Source organism: Actinospineispora eucalypti (assembly GCF_039543365.1).
Taxonomy (GTDB): domain Bacteria; phylum Actinomycetota; class Actinomycetes; order Mycobacteriales; family Pseudonocardiaceae; genus Pseudonocardia; species Pseudonocardia eucalypti.
In genome coordinates, this window is the sequence record NZ_BAABJP010000010.1 from 43,955 (window position 1) to 70,173 (window position 26,219).

The window sequence follows — 26,219 nt, forward strand, 5'->3', positions numbered from 1 at the left end:
GCTGATTCAGTCACTTCCGATGACTTCCTCCGCCCGTCGCGGTCTGTACAGATACGACGAGCGGAGGGAGAAACGGATGAACCTGCCCCAGGTGGTGTCCCGGGAGGACTGGCTGACGGCCCGCAAGGAGCTGCTGGCCCGGGAGAAGGAGCTGACCAGGGCGCGGGACGCGTTGAACGCGGACCGGCGCCGGCTGCCCATGGTCCGGGTGGACAAGGAGTACCGGTTCGAGGGGCCGGACGGCCCGGTCAGCCTGCTGGAGCTGTTCGCCGGGCGCCGGCAGCTGATGGTCGGGCACTTCATGTTCGACCCGTCGTGGACGGACGGCTGCTCGAGCTGTTCGGCGGCGGCCGAGGAACTGTCGCCGGGGCTCTACGCACACCTGGCCGTGCGGGACACCACGCTGGTACACGTGTCGCGCGCGCCGCTGGACAAGATCCTGGACTACCAGCGGCGGCGGGGCTGGACCTTCCCCTGGTACTCGTCCTACGGCAGTGATTTCAACTACGACTACGCGGTCACCATGGACGACTCCGTGGCCCCGGTGATCTACAACTACAAGACGCTGGACGAGCACCGAGCGGCCGGCACCGACTACTACTTCTCCGGCCCGCAGCCGTCCGAGCAGCCCGGGATGAGCTGCTTCCTGCGCGACGGGGACACGGTGTTCCACACCTACTCCACCTACGGCCGGGGCGCCGAGCAGCTGGGCGGCTCCTACTACTTCCTGGACCTGACCGCCCTGGGCCGCCAGGAACAGTGGGAGGAGCCCAAGGACCGCGCGGGTTTCGCCCGCGAGCCGCAGCCCGACTTCCACGAGTGATCAGTCCGAGTACCGTGCCGGGGGCAGGGCCGGGACGGGGTTGAGGACGCCGGCGAACCACTGGCGGTGGTTGGCGGCCAGGCTGCCGTCGTTGCGGCCGCGGTCCAGGACGGCGTTGACGAAGCGGGCCAGGTCGGCGGCGTTCAGGTTGACGCCGACCGCGTAGCGGGTGTGGTCCAGTGCGCGGCCGACCACGGCGGTCTGCGGGTCCTGCGCGGCCAGCCCGGCGAGCAGCACGTCGTCGCTGGACACAGCGGCCACCCGGCCCCGATGCAGCTCGATCATGCAGTCGGGCAGGCCGGGCAGGGCGAGCACGTCCGGCTTGGCCGGCAGCGCGCGCAGCACCACCTCGGTGGTGGACCCCTTCGAGGTGCAGATCCGCTGCCCGGCCAGGTCCTCCACCTCGCGCACCGGCGAGGCGCGGGGCACCAGGATGCGCTGGGTGACGTCCAGGTAGTCGGCGGAGAACAGCACGTCCCGCTGCCGCTGGCAGGTCACCGCGAAGCTGTTCACCACCATGTCCACCTGGCCGCGCTGGATCGCGGCGGACCGGTCGGCGATGTTCAGCACCACGAACTGCACCTTGTTCGGGTCGCCGAACAGCGCGCCGGCGATGCGCCGGGCCAGGTCGATGTCCGAGCCGGCCAGGTCGCCGGTGGTCGGGTTGCGGTATCCGATCAGATACTTGCCCTGGTCCACGCCGGCGATCAGCCGGCCGCGCGCCACGATCGCGGCCATGGTGGAGCCGGCCGGCATGGCGCCCGGCGCGGGCGTCGGGCCGGCCGGCCGCAGGCTGTCCCGGATCTCGGTGCACGCCGGAGAGGGCGGGGCGGGCTGGGCGGGCGCGGACTGTGCGGCGGCCGGTGCCGCGGGTTCCGACCCCCCGGTCGGGATCAGCAGGCTCAACAGGGCCAACGCCCCGGCCACCGCCAGGTAGCGGGCCGGCCGGCGCAGCTCCACCCGGTTCACCGGTACTCCTTCACCCGCAGCTCGATGCCGTACCCGGCGGCCACCCCGGCCAGCAGCAACAGCAGCATCGGCCCGGCGGCCAGGCCGAACAGTGCGCCGTGCGCGGTCCCGGCCGCGTCCACCTGGGCCTCCCGCTGGCGGTCCAGCGCCGCGCCGAGGGAGGCGTCCAGCCGGTCGAACGCGGCCCGCGAGCCGGCCGGGTCGGTGCCGATCGCCGACTGCGCCGCCTCCGCGTACCGGCCGCCGTCGTCCAGCGCGCGCAGCTGGGCGTGCGCCGCCTGCCAGGCGGTCGCGTCGGCGCGCACCCCGGCGAGCTGGGCATCCGCCTCCGGGCCAACCGCGTCCTGGGCCTTCCGCAGCAGGCCCGTTTCGCTCAGCAGGAGGTTCAGCCGGTCGGTGAAGCCGGAGTCCGAGGCCCCGCTGCCGGAGCGGGCCACCAACACCAGGCTCTCGTTGCTGCGCGCCTGCAGCACCGCGACCCGGGCGCTGCCCAGCGCCGCCTCCGCCCGCCCGTGGGCACCGGCGCTGCCCAGCGCGAGGAACGACACCGTGCCGGCCACCAGCCACCACAGCAGGGCCAGCGAGACCAGACCGGCCGACGCGGCCAGGCCCGGGTTGACCGTGCGGTTGGTGCGCCTGGCCTCCCGGCGCCAGGCGTCGCCCAGGGCGGCCAGGGTGGCCACGCCGAGCAGCAGCACGGCCAGCGGGACGGCCCGTCCCCAGCCGTAGTCCTCGGCCAGCTGGGCCGACTGGTCGTCGCGCAGCCGCTGCACGGCCGGCAACATGTCCTGGCGCAGCAGGGCGGAGGCGCCGGTCAGGTAGGTCTGGCCGAGCGGCAACCCCTGCCGGTTGTAGACCCGGGCGGTCTCGATCAGCCCGCTGTACACCGGCAGCCGGGTGGCGACGTCGGCGACCAGCGCGCGGGCCGGGTCGTCCTCGGCCAGCTCCCCTCCGGCGTGGGCCAGCGCGGCGGACGCCCGGGCCAGCTCGTCGTCGGAGCGTTGCCGCACCGCGACCGGTTCCGCGCCCCCGGAGACGAAGCCGCTGGTCGCCATGGCGTCGGCGGCGGCGAGCGAGCGGTAGACCACCGCCGCGTCCGAGCTCAGCGCGGCCACCCGCCCGGTGGCCTCGTCCACGGCGGCCTGCCGGGACAACCCGCCGAACAGGCTCACCACCGCGGTCACCAGGCAGCCGGCCACCAGCAGCGCGCCCAGCCGCAGCAGCCGGCCCGGCGTGTTCTGCTCGGCCACCGGCAACGCGCGCAGTCGTTCCACCGGCAGCAAGGTTGTGACGCCCCCCACAACCTTGAAACTAGTCGATCGGGTGCGCTTCCACGAGGGCTTCCGGCGCGGTCAGCCGCCACGCCTCGTAAACCAGCTCGCCCAGCTCGTCCGCCTCGATCCCGGCCAGGTACACCACCACCCAGCCGAACGCGCCGGTGGTGAACTGCACCTCGAACACCTCCGGCCGCTCCGCGACCAGCGCCAACTGCTCGGAAAGGGTCTGCTTCAGCCCCACCGTCTCGGTCCTCGGCCAGTAGTAGCCGAACTTCTTGCCCCCGACGCCGAACGACGTGTAGTGGCCGTGCTTGGCCTGCTCCACCTCGGCCAACCCGTCCACGATCCGGAAGAACTCGCTGCTCGCCACGCCCACGCCGACCAGATTATTAGGTGGTCGCGACCAGGAGCTCCTCGCCGCTGGTCGTGCGCAAGCCATCGGCGCGGCCGGCGAAGTACCGGTCGTTGAGCGTCGCCGCCGACACGTGCCGGGCGTCGCGGAAGCCGGCGTCGCCGGCCAGCGCCAGCATTTGCGCCGGGCTGAAGAAGCTGAGGAACGGCGTCCCGGCGGCTCGCGCGGCCACCTGCACCGCCTGGTACGCCGCGCGCTCCTCGGCCTCGAGCAGTTCGGTGGGCAGGATGAACGTCATGGCCAGCGTGGAGCCGGGGGCCAGCGCGGCGAGCCGGCGCAGCGTGGCCGCGTTCGTCTCCCTGGTGAGGTACATGCTCACGCCGGTGGAGGCCACCACGGCCGGTCGCCCGGGGTCGAAACCGGCGGCCGCCAGGCGTTCCCACCACGACTCGCCGGCCTCGAAGTCCACCGGCACCAGCCGTAGGCGGTCCGAGGCCAGGCCCAGCTCGTCGAGTCGCCGCCGCTTCCAGGCCTGCGGACCGGGCTGGTCGATCTCGAACACCCGCAACCGGGACGCCAGCTCCGGCCGGCGCTGGACGAACGTGTCCAGGCCCGCGCCGAGGATGACGTACTGGGCGACCCCCCGTTCGGCCTGCTCGGCGACCAGGTCCTCGACGAACCGCGCGCGGGCCACGATGCCGGCCCGGTACCGGCTGGTGCCCTCCGGGTGCATGTCCCCGCGCTCGCGCCAGTCCGCGTCCGGCGCGGCCAGCCGCAGCCCGATCTCGTCGGTCAGCACGTGCGGCGCCTGGTCGACCCGGACGTGCAACGCCCGCCACAGGGCTACCCGCACGGCCGAGCTGTCCGGAGCCATCAGTCCTTCTCGGCCGGCGCCTGCAGGCTCCACAGCCGCCCGTCGGGATCGCGCACGGTCATCTCCCTGGTCCCGTAGTGGGTGTCCTCGAACGGGGTGACGACCTCGACGGCCGGGTCGGCGCGGAACGCGTCCGCGTCGGCGACCTTCAACAGGACCTGCATCCCCGGCTCCCGGTCCGCCGGGATCTCCGCGATGAACAGGTACGGCCCCGTGCCGTTGCGCAGCTGCCCGGAGTTGTGGTCGGTGGCGAACTCCAGCTCGAAGCCCAGCCCCTGGAAGAACTTCGCCGCCTTGCCCCAGTTGTGCGTCTCCAGGAACACCGCTTCGATGCCCTCGGTGGCCATTGGTCAGCTCCCCTTCCGCTCGGATGACGGGGGTTCGTCGAGGTACGCACGCAGCGCGTCGGCCACCAACGCCGACAGGGACATCTCCGTCTCGATGGCCCGGAACTTGACCTGCTTGATCAGCCCGATCGGCAGGTACACGTTGAACTGCTTGACGTCCTCGTCGCCCACGGCGTCGATGCTAGCATCCTAGCTAGCTACCAACTAGGGGAGCAGATTGTCGATGGCGCGGTGGATGCGTTTGGGGGAGATGGGGTACTTGGTGCCTAGTGACTGCGCCCAGAAGCTGACCCGCAGTTCCTCGATCATCCAGCGGATTTCGGTGAGCCCGGGCGAGTCGCCGAGCTCGGCGCGGGCGTCGTCGAGGGCGGCCTGCACCTCGTGCACCTGGTCCATCCACTCCCGGTCGCGGGCGGGAGACCGCGGCAGGGTCTCCAGGCGGCGGGTCACCGCGCGGGCATAGCGGACCAGGTCGGGGAGGCGGGCGGCGCCGGTGGCGGTGATGAACCCGGGAAAGACGAGCGCGCCCAGTTGGGCGCGCACGTCGGCCAGCGACGGCTCCACCCCGGGGGCGCGCACGTCGGCCAGCCTGGACTGGGTCTCGGTCACAGCGGCCAGTGCGTCGGCGGTGTCGCCCACCACGCGCAGCAGTGCGGCGGTCAGCGCGGTGCGCATCGCGTCGGCCAGCTTGGCGAACCCGTCGGCGGTCCACGCCGGCCCGCCGGCCGCCGTGAGCACCGTGTCGGCGGCGGCGTCGGTGGCGTCCGCGAACAGTGCGTCCAGCGAACCGTGCGGACCCCGGCCGAGCGCGAGCGACTGCGCATTGCTCAGCGTGCGCCGCACCTGGCGGGCGGGGGAAGGCACGGACAGCAGCAGCAACCGACGGGTGCCGCGCCACATCGCGGTCGTCTGCTCGGCCGCCGAGGCCAGCACCTTGATCGCCACGGTTTCACCGGCATCCACCAGCGCGGGGTAGCCGACCAGCTCGTAGCCGTCCCGGGACCGGCGCACCTCGCGGGGCAGTTCGGCCAGGTCGCCCGGCCAGCCGGTGAGCCCGGCCCGCTCGACCGAGGCGCCGGCGGCCGAGGCCAGCGCGGCCCGGGTGCGTTTGGTGAACCGCTCGCGCAGGGCCGGCAGATCCTTCCCGGTGGCCAGCACCGCGCCGTCGTCACCGATGATCCGGAAGTTGATCCGCAGGTGGTCCGGGATCTTGTCCAGCCGCCAGGAGTCCCGGGGCACGGTCACCCCGGCCAGCTCGCGCAACACCCGGGACAGCTCCTCGGTCAGGCCGCCCCGGGCCGGGTCCACCCGGGTCAGCGCCGCGCGCACGGTGTCCGGCACCGGCACGAAGTTGCGCCGGAGGTCCTTGCGCAGCGACCGGATCAGCGCGGTGACCAGTTCCTCCCGATGCCCCGGCACGTGCCAGCTGAAGGTGTCCGGGTCCACCCGGTTCAGCGTGCCGACCGGGAGGTCCACGCTCACCCCGTCCGCCGCCGCCCCCGGCTCGAACCGGTAGCTCAGGTTCAGCCGCGCGGATTCGTCGGCGCCCGGGGTGGAGGTGCTCCACACGGTGGGGAACTCGTCCTCGCTGATGTCCGCCGCGCCGTGCGTCAGGTCGTCCAGGGTGAGGTCCAGCAGCTCCGGGCTTTCCCGCTGGGCCGTCTTCCACCAGCGGTCGAAGTGCCGCACGGACGCCACGTTGGCCGGGACCCGCTTCTCGTAGAACTCGTAGAGCGTCTCCTCGTCGACCATGATGTCGCGGCGGCGCGCCCGATGTTCCCACTCTCCGACCTGGTCCAGCAGCTCCCGGTTGCGGTGGAAGAACCGGTGCTGGGTGTGCCACTCGCCCTGCACCAGGGCGTGCCGGATGAACAGCTCGCGGCACAGCTCGGGGTCCACCGAGGTGTAGCTGGTCAGCCGGTCCACCACGATCGGCACCCCGTACAGGGTGACCCGCTCGCGGGCCATCACCGCGCCCCGCTTGGCCGACCAGGCCGGCTCGCTGAACGTGCTCTTCACCAGGTGGGTGGCCAGCGGCTCGATCCACTCCGGCTCGATGCGGGCCACCGTGCGTGCCCACAGCCGGGAGGTCTCCACCAGCTCGGCGGCCATCACCCAGCGCGGCGGCCTTCGGAACAGGGCGGACCCCGGGAAGATCGCGAACGAGGCGTTCCGGGCGCCGGCGTAGGCGTTGTTCGCGCCCCGGCGGCGGTTGTTGTTCCGCGCGGGGGCGCTGGTGTTCTCTGTCTGGAGCCCGATATGCGACAGCAGCCCGGCCAGCAGCGACTGGTGGACGGCCTTCGGGTCGCCGAGCTGCTCGGGCAGTTCGCGGGGCACGTTGATGTCCAGCTCGCGCAGCACCCGGCGGAGCTGCCCGTGCAGGTCCTGCCACTCCAGGATGCGCAGGAAGTGCAGGTACTCCTGTCGGCACATCCGGCGGAACTGGTTGCCGGACAGCTCGCCCCGGCGTTCCCGCAGGTAACGCCACAGGTTCAGGTAGCTGGCGAAGTCCGAGCGGGGGTCGGCGAACCGGGCGTGCCGCTGATCGGCGGCTTCCTGGTGCTCGGTGGGCCGATCGCGCGGGTCCTGGATGGACAGCGCGGCCACGATCACCAGTACCTCGGCGGCCACCCCGTTCCGGTCGGCGGCCAGCAGCATCCGGGCGAACCGGGGGTCGATGGGCAGCCGGTCCAGCGCCCGGCCGATCTCGGTGATCTTGTTGGCGGTGGTGACCGCGTTCAGCTCGTGCAGCAGGTTGATGCCGTCGGCCACCGCGCGCCGGTCCGGCGGATCCACGAACGGGAACTTGGTCAGCTCGCCCAACCCGAGCGAGATCATCCGCAGCACCACCGAGGCCAGGTTGGTGCGCAGGATCTCCGGGTCGGTGAACTCCGGCCTCGCATCGAAGTCGTCCTCGGTGAACAGCCGGATGCAAATGCCGTCGCTGGTCCGCCCGCACCGCCCTTTGCGCTGGTCGGCGGACGCCTGGGAGATCTTCTCGATGGGCAGGCGCTGCACCTTGGTGCGGTGGCTGTACCGGGAGATCCGGGCCACGCCGGTGTCCACCACGTACTTGATGCCGGGCACGGTGAGGCTGGTCTCCGCCACGTTGGTGGCCAGCACGATCCGCCGGTTGGGGCTGCGCGCCCACACCCGCTGCTGCTCGGCGGTGGACAGCCGGGCGAACAGCGGCAGGATCTCGGTGTTCCGCAGCACGCCGCGCGCGCCGTCCCCGGTGATCGCCCCGGCCAGCGTCTCGGCGGCGTCCCGGATGTCCCGTTCGCCGGGCAGGAAGACCAGGATGTCGCCGGGTCCCTCGGCGGCCAGCTCCCGGCAGGCCTCGACGATCGCCTCCTGCTGGTCGCGCTCCTCCTTGCGGGGGTCGTCGGGGTCGACCAGCGGGCGGTAGCGGACCTCCACCGGGTAGGTGCGCCCGGACACCTCGATGATCGGCGCCGGTTTGCCCGGGGTGCCGAAGTGTTCGGCGAACCGCTCCGGGTCGATGGTCGCCGACGTGATGATCAGCTTCAGGTCCGGGCGCCTGGACAGCAGCCGCTTCAGGTAGCCGAGGATGAAGTCGATGTTGAGGCTGCGTTCGTGCGCCTCGTCGATGATCAGCGTGTCGTACCGGTTGAGCATGCGGTCGGCGCCCAGCTCGGCCAGCAGGATGCCGTCGGTCATCAGCTTGACCTGGGTCTTCTCCGAGACCTCGTCGGTGAACCGGACCTTCCAGCCGACCGTCCCGCCCAGTTCCGTACCGAGCTCCTCGGCGATCCGGGTGGCCACCGTGCGCGCGGCTATCCGGCGCGGCTGGGTGTGCCCGATCAGCTTGCCGCCGGTGCCCCGGCCGAGCTCCAGGCAGATCTTCGGGAGCTGGGTGGTCTTTCCGGAGCCGGTCTCCCCGGCCACGATGACAACCTGGTTGTCCCGGATCGCGGCGGCCAGGTCGTCGCGCCGGGCGCTGATGGGCAGTTCGGGTGGATAACTGATGCGCATGACCACCCAATGATCCCAGCCCGGCCACGGGCGCTGCCATCCCGTTTCACTCACGTGCCGGTGACGTGTGGGCCGTGGTGGGGTGCCTCACTTCCGAGGTCCTCCGAACGCGCTATGGCTCTGCGTGGAAATATGCGACATTCGGCGCATTCGCCGGTGGCATTCGTGATCGACAGGCGCACCGCGGCACTCAGGATCGTGCCGATTACCTGATGATCACGGGGTCAATGGTCATCAGGACATGGTGGTTGCTCCGAACGTCCCGAGGCGACCACCATGTCCTGCTGATCATGGACCTACCGTCGCAGCGCGTCTCAGAAGTCGCAGTGGCTCACAACCGTTCACGAGCGGCACGCGATGCATCCACGGTCCCATGCTCAAGCGGCCGACGCATGCGGCGAATGTCGCGTATTTCCACGCAGAGCCATAGCGCGTTCGGAGGACCTCGGGACGGAGAGCGCGCGGTCGGGCGGCAATCTGTGGGCCGGGTGGGAGCGCACGAGTTAGGGTCTGCGTGTGCGGCAGCTCACAAGCGTTGATGCCCAGTTTCTCGCCATGGAAAGCCCGAGGCAGTACGGGCACGTGGGCATGTTGATGATGCTCGACCCGACCACCGCGCCGGGTGGGGTGGTGACGCTCGAGGCGTTCCAGAGCCTGATCGCGCGGCGGCTCGCGTTGGTGCCGCCGCTGCGGTGGCGGCTGGCCGAGGTGCCGCTGGGCATGGACTACGGCTACTGGCTGGACGACCCGGACTTCGACCTGGACTTCCACGTGCGCGAGCTGGCCCTGCCGGCCCCGGGCACCGACGACATGCTGGCCGAACAGGTCGCCCGGATCGTGGCCCGCCCGCTGGACCGGTCCCGCCCGCTGTGGGAGATCTACCTGCTGCACGGGGTGCGCGGGGAGGGCCTCGCCGTGCTTTCCAAGATCCATCACGCACTGATCGACGGGTTGTCCGGGGCGGAGATCCTCGGCGCGCTGCTCGACCTGAGCCCCGAGATCCGCCAGGTCGACGAGGTCGAGCCGCCCAAGGCCGACCGGGTGCCGGGCAACGCGGAGATGCTCCTCCGAGGCTTGATCGGCCTGGCCGGCTACCCGCTGCGGGTGGCCCGCGCGGTGCCCGGCGCGCTGCCGCACCTGGAGGAGGTGCGCGCGCTCGGCCCGGTGCCCGGGGTGCGGGCGCTGGGTCGGCTGGCGTCCCGGGTGCGCCGGGGCTTCGGCGGGGACTCGATGCCGCGCGGGTTCGGTGGGCTGACGGCGCCGCACACGCCGTTCAGCGCGCCGGTGTCGGCGCACCGCCGGTTCGGGTTCGGGGGGTTGTCCCTGGACGAGGTCAAGAAGGTGAAGGCCGCGCACGGGGTGACCGTGAACGACGTGGTGGTCTCGCTGTGCGCCGGCTCGCTGCGTCGTTGGCTGGTGGCGCGCGATGCGTTGCCGGACCAGCCGCTGGTCGCGCAGATCCCGATCTCCGTGCGCACCCCGGAGCAGATCGGCAGCTACGGCAACCGGATCATGCTGATGAGCGTGCCGCTGCTCACCACCGAGGCCGACCCGATCCGCCGGCTGCGCGCCACGCACGACGCGCTGGCGGAGATGAAGGAAATGCAGCAGGGCATGCCGGCCGCGCTGCTCACCGACGTGAACCACTTCATCCCGCCGGCCATGTTCACCCGGGCCGCGCAGCTGTCCTTCGGGCTGTCCACCGGGTGGGGCGGGCGGCCGATGTGGAACCTGGTGGTTTCCAACGTGCCGGGGCCGCAGTTCCCGCTGTACCTGGCCGGGGCCAAGGTGACCGCGACCTACCCGGTCTCGGTGATCACCGACGGGATGGGGCTGAACATCACGGTGATGAGCTACTGCGGCTCGCTGGACTTCGGCATCGTCGCCGACCGGGACCAGATGCCGGACGTGCAGACGCTCGTCGACCACCTGCGCACCGAGCTGGACGTCCTACTGCGCGCCATCTAGTTCCGCCAGCACCGCATCGGTGAACGGCGGCCATTCGGCGATCGCCCATTCGCCGAACGCCAGGTCGGTCAGCGTCACGCACGCCGTCCCCGCGACCGGGTCGACCCACAGGAACGTGCCCGACTGGCCGAAGTGCCCGAACGTCTCGGTCGAGCTGTTGCGGCCGGTCCAGTGCGGGTCCTTGCCGACCCTGCGCTCGAAACCCAGGCCCCAGTCGTTCGGCTTCTGGCGGCCGTAGCCGGGCAGCACGCCGTCCAGGCCGGGGAACGCCGTACGCCGGGTTGCCTCGTGCACCGTGCTCGGGTCGAGCAGCCGGGGTTGCTGCAGCTCACGGGCGAACCGGGCGAGGTCGTCGGCCGTGGAGACCGCGCCCGCGCCCGGGTGCCCGAGCAGCTGGGTGTCCGGCATGTCCAGCGGTTCGCACACCGCCTCGTGCAGGTAGTCGGCAAAGGTCATCTCGGTGGCCTTGGCCACCGTGTCGGCCAGCACGGCGAACCCGGAGTTGGAGTAGATCCGGCGGGTGCCCGGCTCGGCCTGCACGGCATCGGAGTCGAACGCCAGCCCCGAGGCGTGCGCGATCAGGTGCCGCACCGTGGACCCCGGGGGCCCGGCGGGCTGGTCCCACTCGACCGCACCCTCCTCCACCGCGATCAGCACCGCGTACGCGGAGAGCAGCTTGGTCACCGAGGCCAGCTGGAACGGCCGGCCCTGGGGGCCGTGCGAGCCCAGCCGGGTGCCGTCCGGCGCGACCACCGCGACCGCGACGTGCTCGGCCGGCCACTCGTCCACCTTGCGCAGGCTGTCCACGCCGGCAAGGTACCCGTTCGGCCCGGGTTTGGCCCGGACCGCCGACTTGGGCGAATATGAGCGACCGTGTACCGCTTGCTCATGACCCAGGTGTTCCGGCGGATCGATCCGGAGCTGGCGCACCATCTGGGGTTCGGCCTGATCCGGCTGGTCGCCGCTCTGCCCGGGATCGGGCGGCTGCTGCGTAGCCGGCTGGCGCCGACCGACCCGGCGCTGCGGGTGCACGCCCTCGGCCTGGACCTGCCGGGGCCGCTGGGCCTGGCCGCCGGGTTCGACAAGGACGCGCTCGGTCCGGACGCGCTGACCGCACTGGGCTTCGGCTTCGTGGAGGTCGGCACGGTGACCGCCGACCCGCAGCCGGGCAACCAGCGGCCCCGGCTGTTCCGGCTTCCGGCGGACCGGGCGCTGGTCAACCGCATGGGGTTCAACAACGCCGGCGCGGCGGCGGCCTCGCAACGGCTGCGCGCGCGGCCGGCGGGCGCCGCCCCGGTGGGGGTGAACATCGGCAAGACCAAGGTGGTGCCCGAGCGGGAGGCGGTCTCCGACTATGTGGCCAGCGCCCGTCAGCTGGCCGACGTGGCCGGGTACCTGGTGGTGAACGTCAGCTCGCCGAACACGCCGGGGCTGCGCAACCTGCAGGCGGTGGAACACCTGCGCCCGCTGCTCACCGCCGTGCGCGGCGCGCTGCACCGGCCCGGGCAGCGCCGGGTCCCGCTGCTGGTCAAGATCGCCCCCGACCTGGCCGACCCGGACGTGGACGCGGTCGCCGACCTGGCCCTCGAGCTCGGCCTGGACGGGATCATCGCGACCAACACGACCATCCGCCGTGACGGGCTGCGCTCACCGGAGGCCGAGGTGGCCGCGCTGGGGGCCGGGGGGCTGTCCGGGTCGCCGCTGGCCGACCGCTCGCTGGAGGTGCTGCGCCGGCTGCGGGCCCGGGTGGGCGACCGGCTGGTGCTGGTCGGCGTCGGTGGCATCGAGACCGCCGAGGACGCCTGGGAGCGCATCCAGGCCGGCGCGACGCTGGTGCAGGCCTACACCGGGTTCATCTACGGAGGCCCGTTCTGGCCCCGCAAGATCAACCGGGGCCTGCTCCGCCTGGCCCGGGAGTCCGGCCACGCCACCCTGGCCGAAGCCATCGCCTCATCCCGCGCGCGACAAGACTAGGCCGTTAGGGTCGCCGTATCGAGAGACATGACGTGCGCATCGGGACGTCGGGGTGGGTGTATCCGCCGTGGCGCGGCGAGTTCTACCCCAAGGGCCTGGCCCACCGGCGCGAGCTGGAGTACCTGGCCGGTCGGCTGCGCAGCGTGGAGATCAACGGCTCGTTCTACGCGCTGCAGCGCCCGGCCAGCTACCAGGCCTGGTCCGCGCAGACGCCGGACGACTTCGTGTTCTCGGTCAAGGGACCGCGGTTCATCACGCACATGAAGCGCCTGCTCGAGCCGGAGACGCTGCTGGCCAACTTCTTCGCCTCCGGGGTGCTCGCGCTGGGGCCGAAGTTGGGGCCGGTGCTCTGGCAGCTGCCGCCCAACTTCCGCTACGAGCCGGACCGGCTGGCCGCGTTCTTCCGCGAGCTGCCCCGGGACACCGAGGAGGCCGCCGCGCTGGCCACCCGGCACGACGAACGCCTGGAGGGCCGCGCGCACCTGGTCACGGACGCCCGCCGCCCGCTGCGGTACGCGCTGGAGGTCCGGCACGCCAGCTTTCAGACCGACGAGTTCCCGGCGCTGTTGCGCGAGCACCATATCGCCCTGGTCACCGCCGACTCGGCCGGCCACTGGCCGTACTTCGAGCAGCCCACCGCCGACCTGGTCTACCTGCGGCTGCACGGCGACGCCGAGCTCTACACCAGCGGTTACACCGACGAGGCGCTGGACCGCTGGGCGTCCAAGATCCGGTCGTGGCGGGCGGCGCACGACGTGTTCTGCTACTTCGACAACGACGTGAAGGTGCGCGCGCCGGCGGATGCGATGGCGCTCACCCGGCGGTTGGCTGGATGAGCGTCGCCCGGACCGCGCGCACCGACGGGTGCGCCAGCATCAACCGCCGCCCGAGCACCAGCACCACCGACGCGCTGACCATCGCGCCCGCGCCGACCAGCCAGGCCAGCGGGTAGGAGTGCGAGGCGAGGAACCCGAAGACCAGTGGTCCCAGGCAACCGCCCAGGTAGACGCCGGCCTGAGTGATCGACGTGGCCGACGCGGGGGCCAGCGGGTTCAGCCGGACCACGGCGAAGTTGAGCACGCCCGGCCACGACCAGCCGAGGCCGTAGCCGAGCACGGTGCCCAGCAGCAGCGGCCAGATGCCGGGCAGCGCGAGCAGGGCCAGCCCGGCCGCACCGGTGAGTAGCGTCCCGGCGACGATCAGCAGATGGTTGCCCTGGCGGCGGTCGGCCAGCCAACCGCCGCCGATCCGGGAGATCACGCCGACCACGCTGCCCATGGTCAGCACCGCACCGGCCATTCCGGGGCCGATGCCCTGCGCCACGGCCGAGTCGACCAGGAAGATGCCCAGCGCGCTGGCCGACCCGGCGGCCAGCGTGGCGCCCAGCGCGAGCACGATCAGCGGCCCGGTGGCGCGTTCCGGGGTGTCTTTGGTGTCCTTGGTTGATTTCGGCCGGGCCGGTGGGCGCGGGCCGCGCGGCGCCAGCGGCAGTGCGCCCAGGGCCAGCGCGCCGACCACCAGGAACGCCCAGCGCCAGCCGACGGTCAGCGCCACAGTGGGGATGGCCGCGCCGGTCAGCAGGGTGGCGATCGGGATGGCGGACTGTTTCACCCCGAAGGAAAGTCCCTGCCGGTGCTTCGGCACCTGGCGGGCCAGGGAGAGGTTGGAGGACAGCTGGCCGAGCGAGTTGGCCGCCGCGCCGACCATCATGATGATCACCAGGGTGGTGTACGACCGGGCCAGGCCGCCGATGCCGAACATGGTCAGCGAGGCCAGCAGCACGCCGGCCCGGCTGGTCAGGCGGTCGCCGTAGCGCTCGACCAGTGCGCCGGCCGGGATCGAGCACAACGCGCCGGCGGCGAAGTACAGCGCGACCACGACGCCCAGCCCCGCCGGGGAGAACCCGAGCTCGTCACCGATCTGCACGGCCAGGCCGCCGACCAGGAATACCGGAACCACCGACGCGGTAGTGGTGGCAACCGCGCCGATCGCAGCTTTGACGGCTCCGCCACCCGCCGCGTCGCCACTGACCACACAAGCAGCGTGCGCCGCCCGGAAGATCAGCCGCAACCGCTCGTGGGATAGATCGCATCGGGGTACGTTCCTTGACAAGTCAGAGACTTGGAGGGGGTCTTGATGGAGGGCATCTCACGGCGCAAGGCGATTCGCATCGGCGGCCAGACGGTGGGGCTGGCCGCACTGGGCGGCCTGGTGGGTGGGACGACCGCCGGATGCGCGCCGGCTTCCGGTCCGGGTGGCGCCGCTTCCGGGAAGCCCGCGCCGGCCGATCTGGACCCGCTGGAGCTGACCCGGGCCATGGTCCGCTTCGACACCTCGCACAACGGCGAGGGCGGGGTCACCGTGCCGCACGCCGAGATGCTGCGGGCCAAGTTCGCCGCGATCGGGGCCGAGACGGAGATCATCCCCACCCCCAAGCCGGACAACGCGCACTTCATCGCCCGCATCAAGGGTGCCGGCGCGCCCGGCGGGCCGAAGCCGCTGCTGCTGCTCTGCCACTCCGACGTGGTGACCGTGGAGCGGGAGCGGTGGAGCGTCGACCCGTACGCCGCCGAGGTGCGCGACGGCTGGGTGTACGGCCGGGGCACGCTGGACATGAAGGGCACCAACGCGGCCTTCCTCGCCGCACTGTTCCGGCACGTCAACGAGGGTGCCCGGTTCGACAGGGACATCATCTTCCTGTCCGACTGCGACGAGGAGGCCGGCACGCACGGCACCCGCTGGTTGGCCGAGGGGCACTGGGACAAGATCGACGCCGGCTCGGTGATCACCGAGGGCGGCTGGATCCTGACTCGCGCCGACGGGGTGACGCCGATGCTGGCGGCGGTCACCGTGCAGGACAAGTCTTCGGTGAACCTGGAGCTGGTCGCCCAGGGGACCACCACCCACTCCTCCCATCCGATGCCGGACGCGGCGATCATCCGACTGGACCGGGCCATCGCCCGGCTGTCCGACTACCAGCCCGGGGTGAACATCACCCCGCTGGCCCGCCCGTACTTCGAGGCGCTGGCCTCGGCAACCGACAACCCGTCACTGGCCTCGGCCCTGCGGGTCATGTTGGGGGCCACTGACCAGGGCGAACGCAACCGCGCCGGCGACCTGGCGGTGCAGCTCAGCTCATACCCGTGGCTGCACAACGCGCTGATGCGGCACGTGATCACCCAGGTGATCCAGCAGGCCGGCTACCGCACCAACGTGATGCCCGGGTCGGCCACGGCGATCATGAACCTGCGGCTGATGCCCGGCGGCCAGCCGATCGGCGCGGTGATGGACGAGATGCGCGGGGTGCTCGGCGGGGACAACCAGCTGACCCTGCGGGTGAGCTCCCGGGGCGCCGGCACCCAGACCCCCGAGCAGCTGGTGGCCGCCGCCGAGAAACGCCTGGTCGTGGCGCCCGCACCGACCGACACGGACGTTTTCCGCGCACTGGAGAAGGGCCTCAAGGAGACCTTCGCCGGCGTACCGGTCACATCCAGCCCGTTCGAGGCGGGCACCAGCGCCGGCCCGTGGCGCGACCGGGGAATCCCCGTGTACGGCCTCTACCCCTACCCGGTCGACAACGACACCCTCACCCGCATGCACGGCAACGACGAACGAATCCGCATCGACGCCCTGCACCAGGCCACCACCCTGATGTACCGAGTCTTCGCCAACTTCCGCCTCCCCTAACCCCCACCGCCGCCCCCGGCGAGTCGGGGATCCAGGCACGGCGAGTCGGGCTTTCGGGCACGGCGAGTCGGGGATCTGGGTACGGCGAGTCGGGCTTTCGGGTACGCGGACCGGTCAGTCCTCGATGCGGATGGCCGCCTTCGGGCACATCTGCACCGCCTGCTCGACCTCGGCGCGCTTCGACTCGTCCGGGTTCTCGTCCAGGATGTACAGGAAGTCGTCATCCCGGACCTCGAACACGTCCGGCGCCACACCCATGCACAGCGCGTTGCTCTCGCACTGATCAAAGTCAACTACGACCTTCATGGCGCTCATCCTGCCTCGGATCGTTCCGTCGCGACAGCTAGCCAAGCCTAACCTGACCTGGCCCTTCGGGTCTGTCGCCTGCCTCCTGGTCGGTATACCCGAAATCCCGACACTCCGTACCCAGATCCCCGACTCGCCGTACCCGAAATCCCGACTCGCCGTACCTGGATCCCCGACTCGCCGGGGTGGCCGGCGGCCGGGGGTGGTGGGGTTAGCGGCGGAGGATGGGGCGGAGCTTGTCGAGGACGCCGGGGTCGTCGATGGTGGACGGGATGGGCTCGTCGGCGCCGTCGGCGATGCCGCGCATCGTTTTGCGCAGGATTTTGCCTGAGCGCGTCTTGGGGAGTGCGGGGACGACGGCGACCTCCTTGAACGAGGCGACCGCGCCGACCTGGTCGCGGACCATGGCGATCAGTTCGGCGGCCAGCTCGGCCTCGTCGGCTTCCACGCCCGCCTTGAGCACCACGAATCCTCGCGGGATCTGGCCTTTCATCGTGTCCGCGACGCCGATCACCGCGCACTCGGCCACGTCGGGGTGCGCGGCGAGCACCTCCTCCATGGTGCCGGTGGACAGCCGGTGACCGGCCACGTTGATCACGTCGTCGGTGCGGCCCATGACGAACACGTAGCCGTCCGCGTCCAGGTGGCCGCCGTCGCCGGTGAGGTAGTAACCGTCGAACGCGGACAGGTAGGAGGCCACGTAGCGCTCGTCGTCGTTCCACAGCGTGGGCAGCGCACCGGGTGGCAGGGGCAGCTTGAGCACGATCGCCCCGTCGGTGTCCGCCGGCGCCGGTGAGCCTGAAGGGTCGAGCACCTGGACGTCCCAGCCCGGCACCGCCACGGTCGGGGAACCGGGCTTCACCGGCAGCGGCTCGAGGCCCATCAGGTTCGCGGCGATCGGCCAGCCGGTCTCGGTCTGCCACCAGTGGTCGATCACCGGCACACGCAGCAGGTCCTGCGCCCAGCGCAGCGTCTCGGGGTCGAGCCGCTCGCCGGCCAGGAACAGGCACCCGAATCGTGACAGGTCGTAGTCGGCGAGCAGGGCGCCCTTCGGGTCCTCCTTCTTGATCGCGCGGAACGCGGTCGGCGCGGTGAACATGGCCTTCGCGCCGTGCTCCGCGATCACCCGCCAGAACTGGCCGGCGTCCGGGGTGCCCACCGGCTTGCCCTCGTAGAGCACCGTGGTCGCCCCGGTCAGCAGGGGTGCATAAACGATGTACGAGTGGCCGACGACCCAACCCACGTCCGACGCGGTGAAGAACACCTCGCCCGGCCCGATGTCGTAGATGTTGGCCATTGACCAGCGCAAAGCCACCGCGTGCCCGCCGTTGTCGCGGACCACGCCCTTCGGCTTGCCCGTTGTACCCGATGTATACAGGATGTACAACGGGTCGGTGGCGGCCACCGGAACGCAGTCCCGAGGGGTCGCCGCGGTGAGCGCGGTGGCCCAGTCCACGTCCCGCGCGCCCAGTTCGGCGGTGGCCTGCGGGCGCTGCAGGATCACGCAGTGGTCGGGCTTGTGCGTGGCCAGCTCGATGGCGCGGTCCAGCAGCGGCTTGTACTCGACGACCCGGGCAACCTCGATTCCGCAGGACGCCGACACGATCACCTTGGGCGCCGCGTCGTCGATCCGCACGGCCAGCTCCTTGGCCGCGAAGCCGCCGAACACCACCGAGTGCACCGCGCCGATCCGCGCGCAGGCCAGCATGGCGATGACCGCCTCGGGCACCATCGGCATGTAGATCACCACGCGGTCGCCGGCCGTGACCCCCAGTTCGGCGAGCACCCCGGCGAACCGTGCCACCTCGTCGCGCAGCTCGCCGTAGCTGTAGGTGCGCGTCGTCCCGGTCACCGGGCTGTCGTAGATCAGCGCGGCGCGGTCGCCGTGGCCGGCGTCGATGTGCCGGTCCAGCGCGTTGTGGCAGGTGTTGAGCGTGCCGTCCGGGAACCAGCGGTAGAAGGGCGGGTTCGACGAGTCGAGCACCTGGGTCGGCTTCTGGTACCAGTCGATCGCCTCGGCCGCCGCTCCCCAGAACCGCGCGGGGTCGTCCAGGCTGGCGCGGAAGGTGTCCTGATAGCCGGTCATGCGTCTCTCCGATTGGCTGCCGTTTGTGATAGAGGTGACACTAGATGGGCTCGGCTGGCACGGCACGACGGATCGGAATCGGTGGACGAGGAACGTCGGACGGACGAAGCGGACCTGGGCGGTGACCCGGTCTGCTGGTTGAACCGGGTCTGCATGGAATGCGGCCGGTTCGCCGCCGAGCCGGGTGACCGCTGCGCGGAGTGCGGCGCGGACCTCCCCGACTGACCGGCCGTCCCCGGTGCCTCAGGGCCTCCGCCGGGGCAGCAGGTGGGCCACCGGCTCCGGAGCGCGATGCCGCGCACCCGGGCGGTCGGCCGGCCGCGCGGCGTGCGAGCCGAACAGCGGGGTCACCGGTGAGGCCGGCCCGCCCTCGGACTCGAAGTCCTCCGCGTGGGGGTCCGCGTCGGCCGGTCCGTGCCGCTGGGCCGGGGGGAGCGGTTCCCGCACGTCGAGCGGGTCGAACTCGTGGAACGGCTTGAGGTGGTCCAGCGGGGAGGGTGTCGGCGTCGCTTCGGGCTCCGGGGCGCGCCGGGACCGGCGTCGCGGTGCCTCCGGCGTGCCGGCCTCCCGGCTGTCGGTCCGCTCGGTGCCGCGCGCTCCGGCCTCGCGGTGCCGGGAACCGCGTGCCCCGGTGTCGCGCTGCCCGGTGTCGCGGGCGCCGGCCTCCCGGCGGCGGGTGCCTCGGGCTCGGGGCGCGGCCGGGTCCTCGGTGCCCAGGTCGGTAGCACCGCCGCGGCGGCCGCCGGGCGGGGAACCGGCGTTCGCGGTCCGGAATCCGCCGCTGCCGGTGACCGGTGAGCCGCCGGTACCGGTGTTGGGCGAGCCGTTGGAGCCGGGTTCGGCGGCGCGAAATCCCCCGGTGCCGCTCGCCGGTGACCGGCCGGCGCCGGGGTCGGCTGCCCGGAATCCGCCGGTGCCGGTGTTGGGTGAGCCGGTGCCGCCGGGGGCGGCGGCGCGGAATCCGCCGGTGCCGGTGTTGGGTGAGCCGGTGTTGCCGGGGTCGGTTGCCCGGAATCCGCCGGTGCCGGTGTTGGGTGAGCCGGTGTTGCCGGGGTCGGTTGCCCGGAATCCGCCGGTGCCGGTGTTGGGCGAGCCGGTGCCGCCGGGGGCGGCGGCGCGGAACCCTCCGCTGCCGGTGGTCGGCGAACCGCCGGTCCGTGCGCCATCCGCGCGGAGTCCGCCGGTGGCCCGGGAGCCGCCCGCACCGGGTCCGGACGGGCGTCTTCCGTGGCCATCCGGGGCCGCGCCGGGGTCAAGTGGACCGGGGACAAGTGGACCGGGGGCGGGTGAACCGGGGCCGGACCGGGCGCCGTTGGCCGGGGTTTCGCCGTTCGTCTCCTTGTCCAGGCGCTCGAGCACCCAGTCCACCAGCAGCGAGGTCGGCGGGACCCCTCGGGCCTCGGCCAGCCGGCGCAGTTGTTCGATGCGGGCCGAGGGCAGCCGTACCTGGAACACCTGGGCCGAGCCGAAACGGCCGGCGAGGTCGGACGGCGCGTCCGCCTCGGGAGAGATCGCGGCGAGGTACGACTCGAGCTCGTCGGTCGGCGGCGGGGTGGAACCGGTGCGCGAGTCGGTGCCCGGCTCAGTTCGTGAGTCGGCACGGTGTCTGGACGGACGGCGATCGCGGAACACCATGGCGAAGAACCTTAGGGGTCCATTAGGGCGGGAGCGGGCATATCGTTCGCGTTATCCAAATATCATGCGATGAGGCGACGGCTGGCTGCGTCAGTCGGCCAGCGCGTAACCGGCTTCGGCGACGGCGCCCGTAATTTCCGCGCCGTTCAGCTCTCGATCACTCGTGATAGTGACGGCGCCGGTACCCAGAGTCACATCGACCGATCGCACGCCGCTCAGCGCGCGCAGCTCCTCGGTGACCGCACCGACGCAGTGGTCGCAACTCATTCCGGTGACGGTGACGGTAATGCGGAACGGAGCCTGTACGGCCATCTGAGCCTCCTGGGGTGCGCTGGTTCTTCCGGGGTTGTTGAGGTCCGTGTGGGGGTAACTCAAGCGGGTGATGTCCATCGTGCCGCCGGGTCCGTTCGGCCGGCGCAGGGGGGTGCCGTTCAGGAGCGGACCAGCCGGGCGATCGCGTCCGCCGCTTCCTTGACCTTCGCGTCGGCCTCTTCGTCGCCCGCGCGCGCGGCGTCCACCACGCAGCTGGACATGTGCTCGGTGAGCAGCTCGAGCGCGAACGACTGCAGCGCGCGGGTGGCGGCGGAGACCTGGGTCAGCACGTCGATGCAGTAGGTGTCCTCGGCGACCATGCGCTGCAGCCCGCGCACCTGGCCCTCGACCCGGCGCAGGCGGCGCAGGTGCGCTTCCTTCTGGTGGGCGTAGCCCGGCATCCCTGGGCTCTCCCCATCGTGCGTCACCCCACGAGCATACCTCTCGGGGGTACCTCGTGCGGAGACAGGCTTTCGGGTAGCCGTTATGTCACTGAGGGTGTATGAGGTCACCCGGGCAGGGGGGTGCACGGGGCCTGCGCGATAGGTAACGTGCACGTCGCGGTGACGGGGGTGACCGATTTGTGATCGGTGGCGTTCGCGCCGAATGCCGACGGGGAGGCGCAATGAGTGGTTCGGGCAGCGTGCCCGCGCAGACCGCAAAGTCTGCTGACCAGCGATTTGGCAGGGACGTACCGGCGGCGGCCATTCCGACACAACGGAACGCCGCCGACGCCTATCGGGTGACGGAAGATCAGGTTCACCGGGCGCGCATCGTGGTCGCGCGCAACGCGGAGGACTCCGAGGATTGCCGGCGGCTGCTGGACATGCTCGGGCTGATCGCTTCGTCGCCGGATCAACTTCCGCCCGTGCGGCGCTGATCGAGGCCGGTCAGAGCCCTGTCGGGCGGTTGTCGGGGGGTCGATTTGAGTGCTGCCCGGGGTCTGACATATGCTTTCATCGCTCCCAGCGGTCAGCCGTTGGAGGTCACGGTCCAAACGGGCCTGGGTCCCCATCGTCTAGCGGCCTAGGACTCCGCCCTTTCAAGGCGGCAGCGCGGGTTCGAATCCCGTTGGGGGCACGTAAGTGAGCAAGGCCCAGTGGCGCAGTTGGTTAGCGCGTCGCCCTGTCACGGCGAAGGTCGCGGGTTCGAGTCCCGTCTGGGTCGCTCGGTTCGATGTCTGGCTTCTGGCCAGGCGCGCCGGGGCCAGGTAGCTCAGTTGGTACGAGCGACCGCCTGAAAAGCGGTAGGTCGGCGGTTCGACCCCGCCCCTGGCCACCACATGTAGCCTCACCAGGGAAGATGCCACAGAGAGTGGATCGTCCCTGGTGAAGGATCTTGACTTAACCTACCGCCTTTGGCCTCACTCATGTGGAATCCAGGGCGAACCATGGCGAGCGTCGACGTACCGTGGAAGCTCCTCGCGGACGCGCCAGTCCGCCCAACAGCCTCCGCACCGTTTAGACGGCCTGGGTTCTGCTGCCCGGCTGCCTGCTGGAAGCCCACACACCGTCCGGCCGTTTGCCTGGTCGACCATGAGTTGGGCATGAGTGAGGATGCTTCCCCGGACATTGACGTACCGGACCGCGAGTTCGGCGTCTTGCTTGATGCGGCCAAGCGGGTACCGGCCTGTTGGCTGGGAAGGCCGCTCTGGCCCGCCGAGTGTGCTCATGTCGCCACGAAACCGCTGGTCGCTGCCCTGAGATAAGGGCACAGCGAGTACCCGATCTGGGTAAACGCGCCGGTAACTTAAGTCAAGAGCGCACCGGCTGAGGAAGGATCGAACCCGTGGCAAGGCAACGGCCGGCGGACTTTCTGCCAGCATGTGTGCTGGCTCGGCCGGACTTCGTCGAGGCGTGTGCTGCGCGAGATCTCGGTGCTGTGTTGAGGCTGGCGAAGCAGTGGGGTGGGCTCGGGTTCTCGGCCTCGCACCTCGCGCGGCGGTGTGAGATGACCGTGTCCAGGGTTCAGGACTACGCCAACGGGCGAATCCAAGCGAAGCGGGTTGAGATCTTCGAGCGCGTTGCGGATGGTCTGCGCATCCCGGGCGCGATGTTCGATCTAGCTGCACGCCCCTGGGAGCGGGACAGCCAAGATTCTCACGTCGTGGAAGCCACACGGAGTGAACCCTCGACGGAGGACGGAGAACTATCCGTGCTGCGCGCGAATTCATGAAACTCAGTGCCGAGCTTGCCGCTACAAGCGTGGTGGCGGGACTGCCCTCCGGAGTTAGCGGTGACAAGATCGGCGCGACGTCGGTGGACGAGCTTCGAGCCAGCTTCGCTCGACTGCGCCTGCTCGATGACCAGCTCGGCGGCGGCGACACGTTCCGGGTGTATCTATCGGAAGTGGAGAACCTGGCGGCCCTCCTTAAGCGCGGTGGGTTCGCTACGCCGGTGCAGCGGGAGCTGCAAATTCTGTTCGCGGAACAGACTCAGCAAGCCGGGTGGGCCGCGTTTGACGCAGGGTGGCAGCAAAAGGCGACGAGCTTGTTCGAGCGGAGTTTTGAGGCGGCCAAGGAGGCGAACTCTGCCGAGCTGGCAGGCAACGCCCTGGCGCTCCGCTCGTATCAGCTTCTGTCGAACGGGACTCTCGCTCCCGAACTCACCGACAAATCGCTCATGATCGCCGCGGACACGGTCCACCCGGCGGTGAAGTCGCTGCTCTACCAGCGTGGTGCTTGGACCTATGCCGTCGCCGGCCGAGTCGGGCAAACTGCCGAGGCCCTCGGCCGCGCCAGCGAGGCACTTGCCGACTCAGCGGCGGCCGGGCCGGCGCCCGATTGGGCTGCGTGGGCGCACAATCCGCTGGAACTGCAAATCATGACCGGCCGGTGCTGGTCGGTTCTGCACAGGCCGATCCGAGCGATCACGGCGCTAGAAGCGGCCATGGGACAGTACGACGACAGCCACGCCCGCGATAAGGCGCTGTACCTTTCCTGGCTCGCCGATGCCTACCTGGACGCGGGCGAGGTCGAGCACGCGGCGGTGGTAGCGGGCCGCGCGCTCGACCTTGCGACGAACGTCGCGTCGACCCGTCCACGTGAGCGGTTTGCGGCGCTGCTCGGCCGGCTTGAGCCGCACAAAACCGTGGCGGAGGTTGGCGAGCTATTCGTGCGTAGTCCGCTCGACCCAGTCCAGGTAGGGAGCTAGACCAGCGGCGAGCGGAATCGCCGTGATCTCCGGGTTCGTCCACTCGTGCTGCTCTACGAGGTGCTTCTCAAGCTCGGCGTATCGGTCCTCGGTGGTCTTGAGGATGACCTGCCACTCCTCACCGGTGCCGAACTCGCCCAGATGCCAGAACGTGCTCGTGACGGGACCAACCACCTGGCCGCCGGCGGCCAGCCGCGCCTCGACCGCGCCGCGTGCCAATTCGGTCGCGACCTCCTTGCTCGGCGCTGCTACTTGGACCTGCCAAACCTGTGCCATGCCATCCGAGGTTAGTGCCCAGGACAGTGGCGGTTGCTCGTTCGGTCTACCGGGGTCAGCCGGCGGGTTGGGGCGGCGGGAGCAGCTCGGCCACGGTGCGGCCGGAGCTGTGCAGTTTGTCGCCGAGGCCGTTCAGTGCGTCGCCGACGGCGCCCAGGATGTCGGAGATCTCGCGTAGCGAGGCGGAGAGCAGGTCGAGGTTGCCGGCGACGCCGGTGACCGTGGCCGCGCCGTCGTTCAGCGTCCGCGCCGGGCCTTCCAGCGGCTTGGTGCTGCCGACGTCCAGGCCGGAGATCACGTCGAACCCGGCGACCATGGTGAACTTCGGCTCGAAGCTCGGGATGTCGATCTCGTTGAGCTGGGTGGCCACGCCGGTGAGCATGGCGGCGGCCGCGCCCAACTGGTCCTTGGTGGAGGCCATCACGTCGGCGCCGCCGGTGAGCGCGCCCCGGGCACCGCCGCCGCCGTCCGGCCCGATCAGCGCGCGGGCGGCGTTGGCGGCCTGCTCGCCGGCCTCGGCCAGCCCGGTGCCGACCGTGTTCAGCAGCTCCGGCAGCTGGTGCAGCAGGCCGGCCGCGCCGTCCGGCAGGTCGCGCAGCAGCTGGAGCAGGCGACCGAAGTCGTCCTGGTTCTCGAGGAAGAAGTTGACCGCCCGCTTGACCTCGTCGATGTTGAGGTCGGTGAACAGTTTGCCAAGATCCACGGCCGGAAGTTTATGAGTCACGACGGCCGTCCGCGTCGCCCCCACCGGGTGAATCCCGGGGCCGGTTTCAGGGTTGGTAGAGCTCGGACACCCGGTCGATGTGATCGGTGCCGTCGACGTGCAGCCGGGCCAGCACCGAGGTGCCCCGGGACAGCACGGCGACCAGCTGCTCGCGGGTGCACGGGCGGTTGCCGTCGCCCCGGTCGTCCACGGTGATCTCGGTCGAGCACAGGGTGAGCGCGCTGAGCACGGTCGGCCGGGCGGCCAGCGGGAGCCGGTGCGTGGCGGAGTCCGAGGGGTCGGGTTCGTAGTGCCCGTTGTCGGCGCCGCCGGCGACCCGGTGCACCACCTGGAAGCGGACCATCCCGGCGGCCGCGTCGAAGCCGACCAGTTGGGCGGTGACGTCGGTGTTCGGGAATCGCAACTGGGACGCGGACGGCGGGGCGGCGGACGGCGGGGCGGCCGGAACCTGGGGGCCGCCGCACGCGGCCAGGGAGAACGCGGCGACGCCGGCCAGCAGGAGGCCCTCGGCGGCGCGGATCGCACGGTTGGTCACGATCGGAGAAGCTACCGACCCGGCGCTCCAATGCAAAGATCTTTGCGTTGTCCGATAGGCGACACAAGTCTGCTTCAGTACGTGGAGGCGCCGGCGTCCACCGGCATGGTGGTCCCGGTGACGTACCGGCCGGCGTCCGAGGCCAGGTAGACGATCGCGTTGGAGATGTCCACCGGTTCGATCAGCGGCACGGGCAGCGTGTTGCGCAGCGACTCCACGGCCGAGGGGTACTCCTCGGTCAGCGCCTGGAACTCCGGGTTGGCCACCATCGGGGTGTTCACGCCGGTGGGGTGGATGGTGTTGCACCGGATGCCGAACGGGCCGAGGGCGTTGGCGTAGCAGCGCATGAGCCCCACGACGCCGTGTTTGGCGGCGTGATAGCCGAGCGTCCCGTGGCTCTTCAGGTCCATGCCCCGCAGCAGGCTCTTGAGCCCGGCCATCGAGCTGGTGATCACGATCGATCCGCCCTGGCCCTGGTCGATCAGGGTGGGGATCGCGGCTTCGCAGGTGTGCAGCACGCCGGTCAGCATGATGTCGATCGACTCGTGCCAGGCCTGGATCGGCTTGGCCTTCTCGCCGATGATGGCCAGGATGCCGGCGTTGGCGAGAACGATGTCGACGTGGCCGAGCTCGGCCAGGCCTTCGTCGAACACCGCCTGGACGGCCCGCTGGTCGCGGACGTCGGCCCGCTTCGCCACGATCCGCCGGTCGAGGGCCTCGACCTGCTTCACCGTGTCGGCGAGGTCGTCCTCCGTCGCTCCCGCGAGGGCACCGAGTCGATCTGCTCGCAGATGTCGAAGGTGATGATGTCGGCGCCCTCCTGGGCCAGCCGGACCGCGTGCGAACGCCCCTGTCCGCGGGCGCCGCCGCTGATGAACGCGACCTTGCCGTCAAGCACGCCCATGACGATCTTCTCCCGTTTCGGT

Annotated in this window: 28 protein-coding genes and 3 tRNA genes; 12 read left to right on the forward strand and 19 right to left on the reverse strand. The window is 71.1% G+C overall.

What is annotated here, in order from left to right; all coding sequences use genetic code 11:
* Positions 1–76: 76 nt before the first annotated feature.
* A complete protein-coding gene (locus tag ABEB12_RS13825) occupies positions 77–823 on the forward strand; it encodes a DUF899 family protein (RefSeq protein WP_185063865.1) in 747 nt (248 codons plus the stop codon).
* On the opposite strand, the gene ABEB12_RS13830 is transcribed toward ABEB12_RS13825, so the two are convergent.
* The 7 genes from ABEB12_RS13830 to hrpA are packed head-to-tail and all read right to left on the reverse strand — an operon-like array spanning position 824 to position 8,638.
* Complete coding sequence (locus tag ABEB12_RS13830; RefSeq protein WP_185063866.1) at positions 824–1,792, reverse strand: transporter substrate-binding domain-containing protein; 969 nt, start codon at positions 1,790–1,792, stop codon at positions 824–826.
* Positions 1,789–3,093 (reverse strand): hypothetical protein, encoded by a 1,305-nt coding sequence (locus tag ABEB12_RS13835; RefSeq protein WP_185063867.1) that lies wholly within the window; start codon positions 3,091–3,093, stop codon positions 1,789–1,791. The genes ABEB12_RS13830 and ABEB12_RS13835 overlap by 4 nt, the downstream gene beginning before the upstream one ends.
* Positions 3,094–3,103: 10 nt before the next feature.
* On the reverse strand, positions 3,104–3,445 hold the full coding sequence (locus tag ABEB12_RS13840) for an MmcQ/YjbR family DNA-binding protein (protein ID WP_185063868.1): 342 nt from the start codon (positions 3,443–3,445) through the stop codon (positions 3,104–3,106).
* 13 nt (positions 3,446–3,458) lie between these two features.
* Entirely contained in the window at positions 3,459–4,298 is an 840-nt protein-coding gene (locus tag ABEB12_RS13845) for a class I SAM-dependent methyltransferase (protein ID WP_345702845.1), read from the reverse strand.
* Positions 4,295–4,642 (reverse strand): VOC family protein, encoded by a 348-nt coding sequence (locus ABEB12_RS13850; protein WP_185063870.1) that lies wholly within the window; start codon positions 4,640–4,642, stop codon positions 4,295–4,297. The genes ABEB12_RS13845 and ABEB12_RS13850 overlap by 4 nt, the downstream gene beginning before the upstream one ends.
* 3 nt (positions 4,643–4,645) lie before the next feature.
* Positions 4,646–4,813, reverse strand: a complete 168-nt coding sequence (locus ABEB12_RS13855; RefSeq protein WP_185063871.1) for a CopG family transcriptional regulator — start codon at positions 4,811–4,813, stop codon at positions 4,646–4,648.
* A 33-nt stretch (positions 4,814–4,846) separates the two neighbouring features.
* Complete coding sequence (gene hrpA / locus ABEB12_RS13860) at positions 4,847–8,638, reverse strand: ATP-dependent RNA helicase HrpA (protein ID WP_185063872.1); 3,792 nt, start codon at positions 8,636–8,638, stop codon at positions 4,847–4,849.
* Between the two features lie 516 nt (positions 8,639–9,154).
* On the opposite strand from hrpA, the gene ABEB12_RS13865 reads away from it, so the two are divergent.
* Complete coding sequence (locus ABEB12_RS13865) at positions 9,155–10,606, forward strand: WS/DGAT/MGAT family O-acyltransferase (RefSeq protein WP_345702798.1); 1,452 nt, start codon at positions 9,155–9,157, stop codon at positions 10,604–10,606.
* On the opposite strand, the gene ABEB12_RS13870 is transcribed toward ABEB12_RS13865, so the two are convergent.
* Complete coding sequence (locus ABEB12_RS13870; protein ID WP_345702799.1) at positions 10,589–11,413, reverse strand: serine hydrolase domain-containing protein; 825 nt, start codon at positions 11,411–11,413, stop codon at positions 10,589–10,591. The two genes, ABEB12_RS13865 and ABEB12_RS13870, sit on opposite strands and share 18 nt — an antisense overlap.
* A gap of 66 nt (positions 11,414–11,479) precedes the next feature.
* Between ABEB12_RS13870 and ABEB12_RS13875 the strand changes: the two genes are divergently transcribed.
* Positions 11,480–12,580, forward strand: a complete 1,101-nt coding sequence (locus ABEB12_RS13875; RefSeq protein WP_345702800.1) for a quinone-dependent dihydroorotate dehydrogenase — start codon at positions 11,480–11,482, stop codon at positions 12,578–12,580.
* Between the two features lie 38 nt (positions 12,581–12,618).
* A complete protein-coding gene (locus ABEB12_RS13880; protein WP_185064642.1) occupies positions 12,619–13,416 on the forward strand; it encodes a DUF72 domain-containing protein in 798 nt (265 codons plus the stop codon).
* Here ABEB12_RS13880 and ABEB12_RS13885 read toward each other — a convergent pair.
* A complete protein-coding gene (locus ABEB12_RS13885; protein ID WP_345702801.1) occupies positions 13,394–14,539 on the reverse strand; it encodes an MFS transporter in 1,146 nt (381 codons plus the stop codon). The two genes, ABEB12_RS13880 and ABEB12_RS13885, sit on opposite strands and share 23 nt — an antisense overlap.
* Positions 14,540–14,716: 177 nt before the next feature.
* Here ABEB12_RS13885 and ABEB12_RS13890 point away from each other — a divergent pair, with 177 nt between their 5' ends.
* Positions 14,717–16,267: a M20/M25/M40 family metallo-hydrolase gene (locus ABEB12_RS13890; protein WP_185063877.1), complete on the forward strand. Its 1,551-nt coding sequence runs from the start codon at positions 14,717–14,719 to the stop codon at positions 16,265–16,267.
* A 114-nt stretch (positions 16,268–16,381) separates the two neighbouring features.
* On the opposite strand, the gene ABEB12_RS13895 is transcribed toward ABEB12_RS13890, so the two are convergent.
* Together ABEB12_RS13895 and ABEB12_RS13900 are read right to left on the reverse strand one after the other, a co-directional pair.
* The gene (locus ABEB12_RS13895; RefSeq protein ID WP_185063878.1) at positions 16,382–16,573 is read right to left on the reverse strand and encodes a 4Fe-4S domain-containing protein; all 192 of its coding nucleotides are present in this window, start codon (positions 16,571–16,573) and stop codon (positions 16,382–16,384) included.
* Between the two features lie 211 nt (positions 16,574–16,784).
* Positions 16,785–18,659 (reverse strand): AMP-binding protein, encoded by a 1,875-nt coding sequence (locus ABEB12_RS13900; protein WP_185063879.1) that lies wholly within the window; start codon positions 18,657–18,659, stop codon positions 16,785–16,787.
* A gap of 81 nt (positions 18,660–18,740) precedes the next feature.
* Here ABEB12_RS13900 and ABEB12_RS13905 point away from each other — a divergent pair, with 81 nt between their 5' ends.
* Positions 18,741–18,884 carry a hypothetical protein gene (locus ABEB12_RS13905; RefSeq protein WP_185063880.1) on the forward strand — a complete coding sequence of 48 codons (144 nt, stop codon included), beginning with the start codon at positions 18,741–18,743 and terminating at the stop codon, positions 18,882–18,884.
* A gap of 18 nt (positions 18,885–18,902) precedes the next feature.
* On the opposite strand, the gene ABEB12_RS13910 is transcribed toward ABEB12_RS13905, so the two are convergent.
* The 3 genes from ABEB12_RS13910 to ABEB12_RS13920 all read right to left on the reverse strand — a co-directional run bounded on the left by ABEB12_RS13910 (position 18,903) and on the right by ABEB12_RS13920 (position 21,007).
* A complete protein-coding gene (locus ABEB12_RS13910; protein ID WP_185063881.1) occupies positions 18,903–20,294 on the reverse strand; it encodes a hypothetical protein in 1,392 nt (463 codons plus the stop codon).
* A gap of 90 nt (positions 20,295–20,384) precedes the next feature.
* Positions 20,385–20,606 (reverse strand): cation transporter, encoded by a 222-nt coding sequence (locus ABEB12_RS13915; protein ID WP_185063882.1) that lies wholly within the window; start codon positions 20,604–20,606, stop codon positions 20,385–20,387.
* A 119-nt stretch (positions 20,607–20,725) separates the two neighbouring features.
* Entirely contained in the window at positions 20,726–21,007 is a 282-nt protein-coding gene (locus tag ABEB12_RS13920) for a metal-sensing transcriptional repressor (protein WP_185064643.1), read from the reverse strand.
* 224 nt (positions 21,008–21,231) lie between these two features.
* On the opposite strand from ABEB12_RS13920, the gene ABEB12_RS13925 reads away from it, so the two are divergent.
* From ABEB12_RS13925 to ABEB12_RS13945, 6 genes are all read left to right on the forward strand, one after another.
* Positions 21,232–21,486: a hypothetical protein gene (locus tag ABEB12_RS13925; RefSeq protein ID WP_185064740.1), complete on the forward strand. Its 255-nt coding sequence runs from the start codon at positions 21,232–21,234 to the stop codon at positions 21,484–21,486.
* A gap of 127 nt (positions 21,487–21,613) precedes the next feature.
* A tRNA-Glu gene (locus ABEB12_RS13930) sits at positions 21,614–21,686 on the forward strand.
* A gap of 13 nt (positions 21,687–21,699) precedes the next feature.
* A tRNA-Asp gene (locus ABEB12_RS13935) sits at positions 21,700–21,773 on the forward strand.
* A 37-nt stretch (positions 21,774–21,810) separates the two neighbouring features.
* A tRNA-Phe gene (locus ABEB12_RS13940) sits at positions 21,811–21,887 on the forward strand.
* Positions 21,888–22,487: 600 nt separating this feature from the next.
* The gene (locus ABEB12_RS42120) at positions 22,488–22,781 is read left to right on the forward strand and encodes a helix-turn-helix domain-containing protein (protein WP_425572250.1); all 294 of its coding nucleotides are present in this window, start codon (positions 22,488–22,490) and stop codon (positions 22,779–22,781) included.
* Entirely contained in the window at positions 22,778–23,758 is a 981-nt protein-coding gene (locus ABEB12_RS13945; protein WP_221498477.1) for a tetratricopeptide repeat protein, read from the forward strand. The genes ABEB12_RS42120 and ABEB12_RS13945 overlap by 4 nt, the downstream gene beginning before the upstream one ends.
* On the opposite strand, the gene cutA is transcribed toward ABEB12_RS13945, so the two are convergent.
* The 5 genes from cutA to ABEB12_RS13970 all read right to left on the reverse strand — a co-directional run bounded on the left by cutA (position 23,714) and on the right by ABEB12_RS13970 (position 26,197).
* A complete protein-coding gene (gene cutA, locus ABEB12_RS13950; RefSeq protein WP_185063884.1) occupies positions 23,714–24,034 on the reverse strand; it encodes a divalent cation tolerance protein CutA in 321 nt (106 codons plus the stop codon). The genes ABEB12_RS13945 and cutA overlap by 45 nt on opposite strands.
* Positions 24,035–24,089: 55 nt before the next feature.
* Positions 24,090–24,737: a hypothetical protein gene (locus tag ABEB12_RS13955; protein ID WP_185063885.1), complete on the reverse strand. Its 648-nt coding sequence runs from the start codon at positions 24,735–24,737 to the stop codon at positions 24,090–24,092.
* 67 nt (positions 24,738–24,804) lie between these two features.
* The gene (locus ABEB12_RS13960; RefSeq protein ID WP_185063886.1) at positions 24,805–25,293 is read right to left on the reverse strand and encodes a hypothetical protein; all 489 of its coding nucleotides are present in this window, start codon (positions 25,291–25,293) and stop codon (positions 24,805–24,807) included.
* Between the two features lie 74 nt (positions 25,294–25,367).
* Positions 25,368–26,024 (reverse strand): SDR family oxidoreductase, encoded by a 657-nt coding sequence (locus tag ABEB12_RS13965; protein WP_345702802.1) that lies wholly within the window; start codon positions 26,022–26,024, stop codon positions 25,368–25,370.
* Complete coding sequence (locus ABEB12_RS13970; RefSeq protein WP_345702803.1) at positions 26,021–26,197, reverse strand: hypothetical protein; 177 nt, start codon at positions 26,195–26,197, stop codon at positions 26,021–26,023. The genes ABEB12_RS13965 and ABEB12_RS13970 overlap by 4 nt, the downstream gene beginning before the upstream one ends.
* Positions 26,198–26,219: the final 22 nt, after the last annotated feature.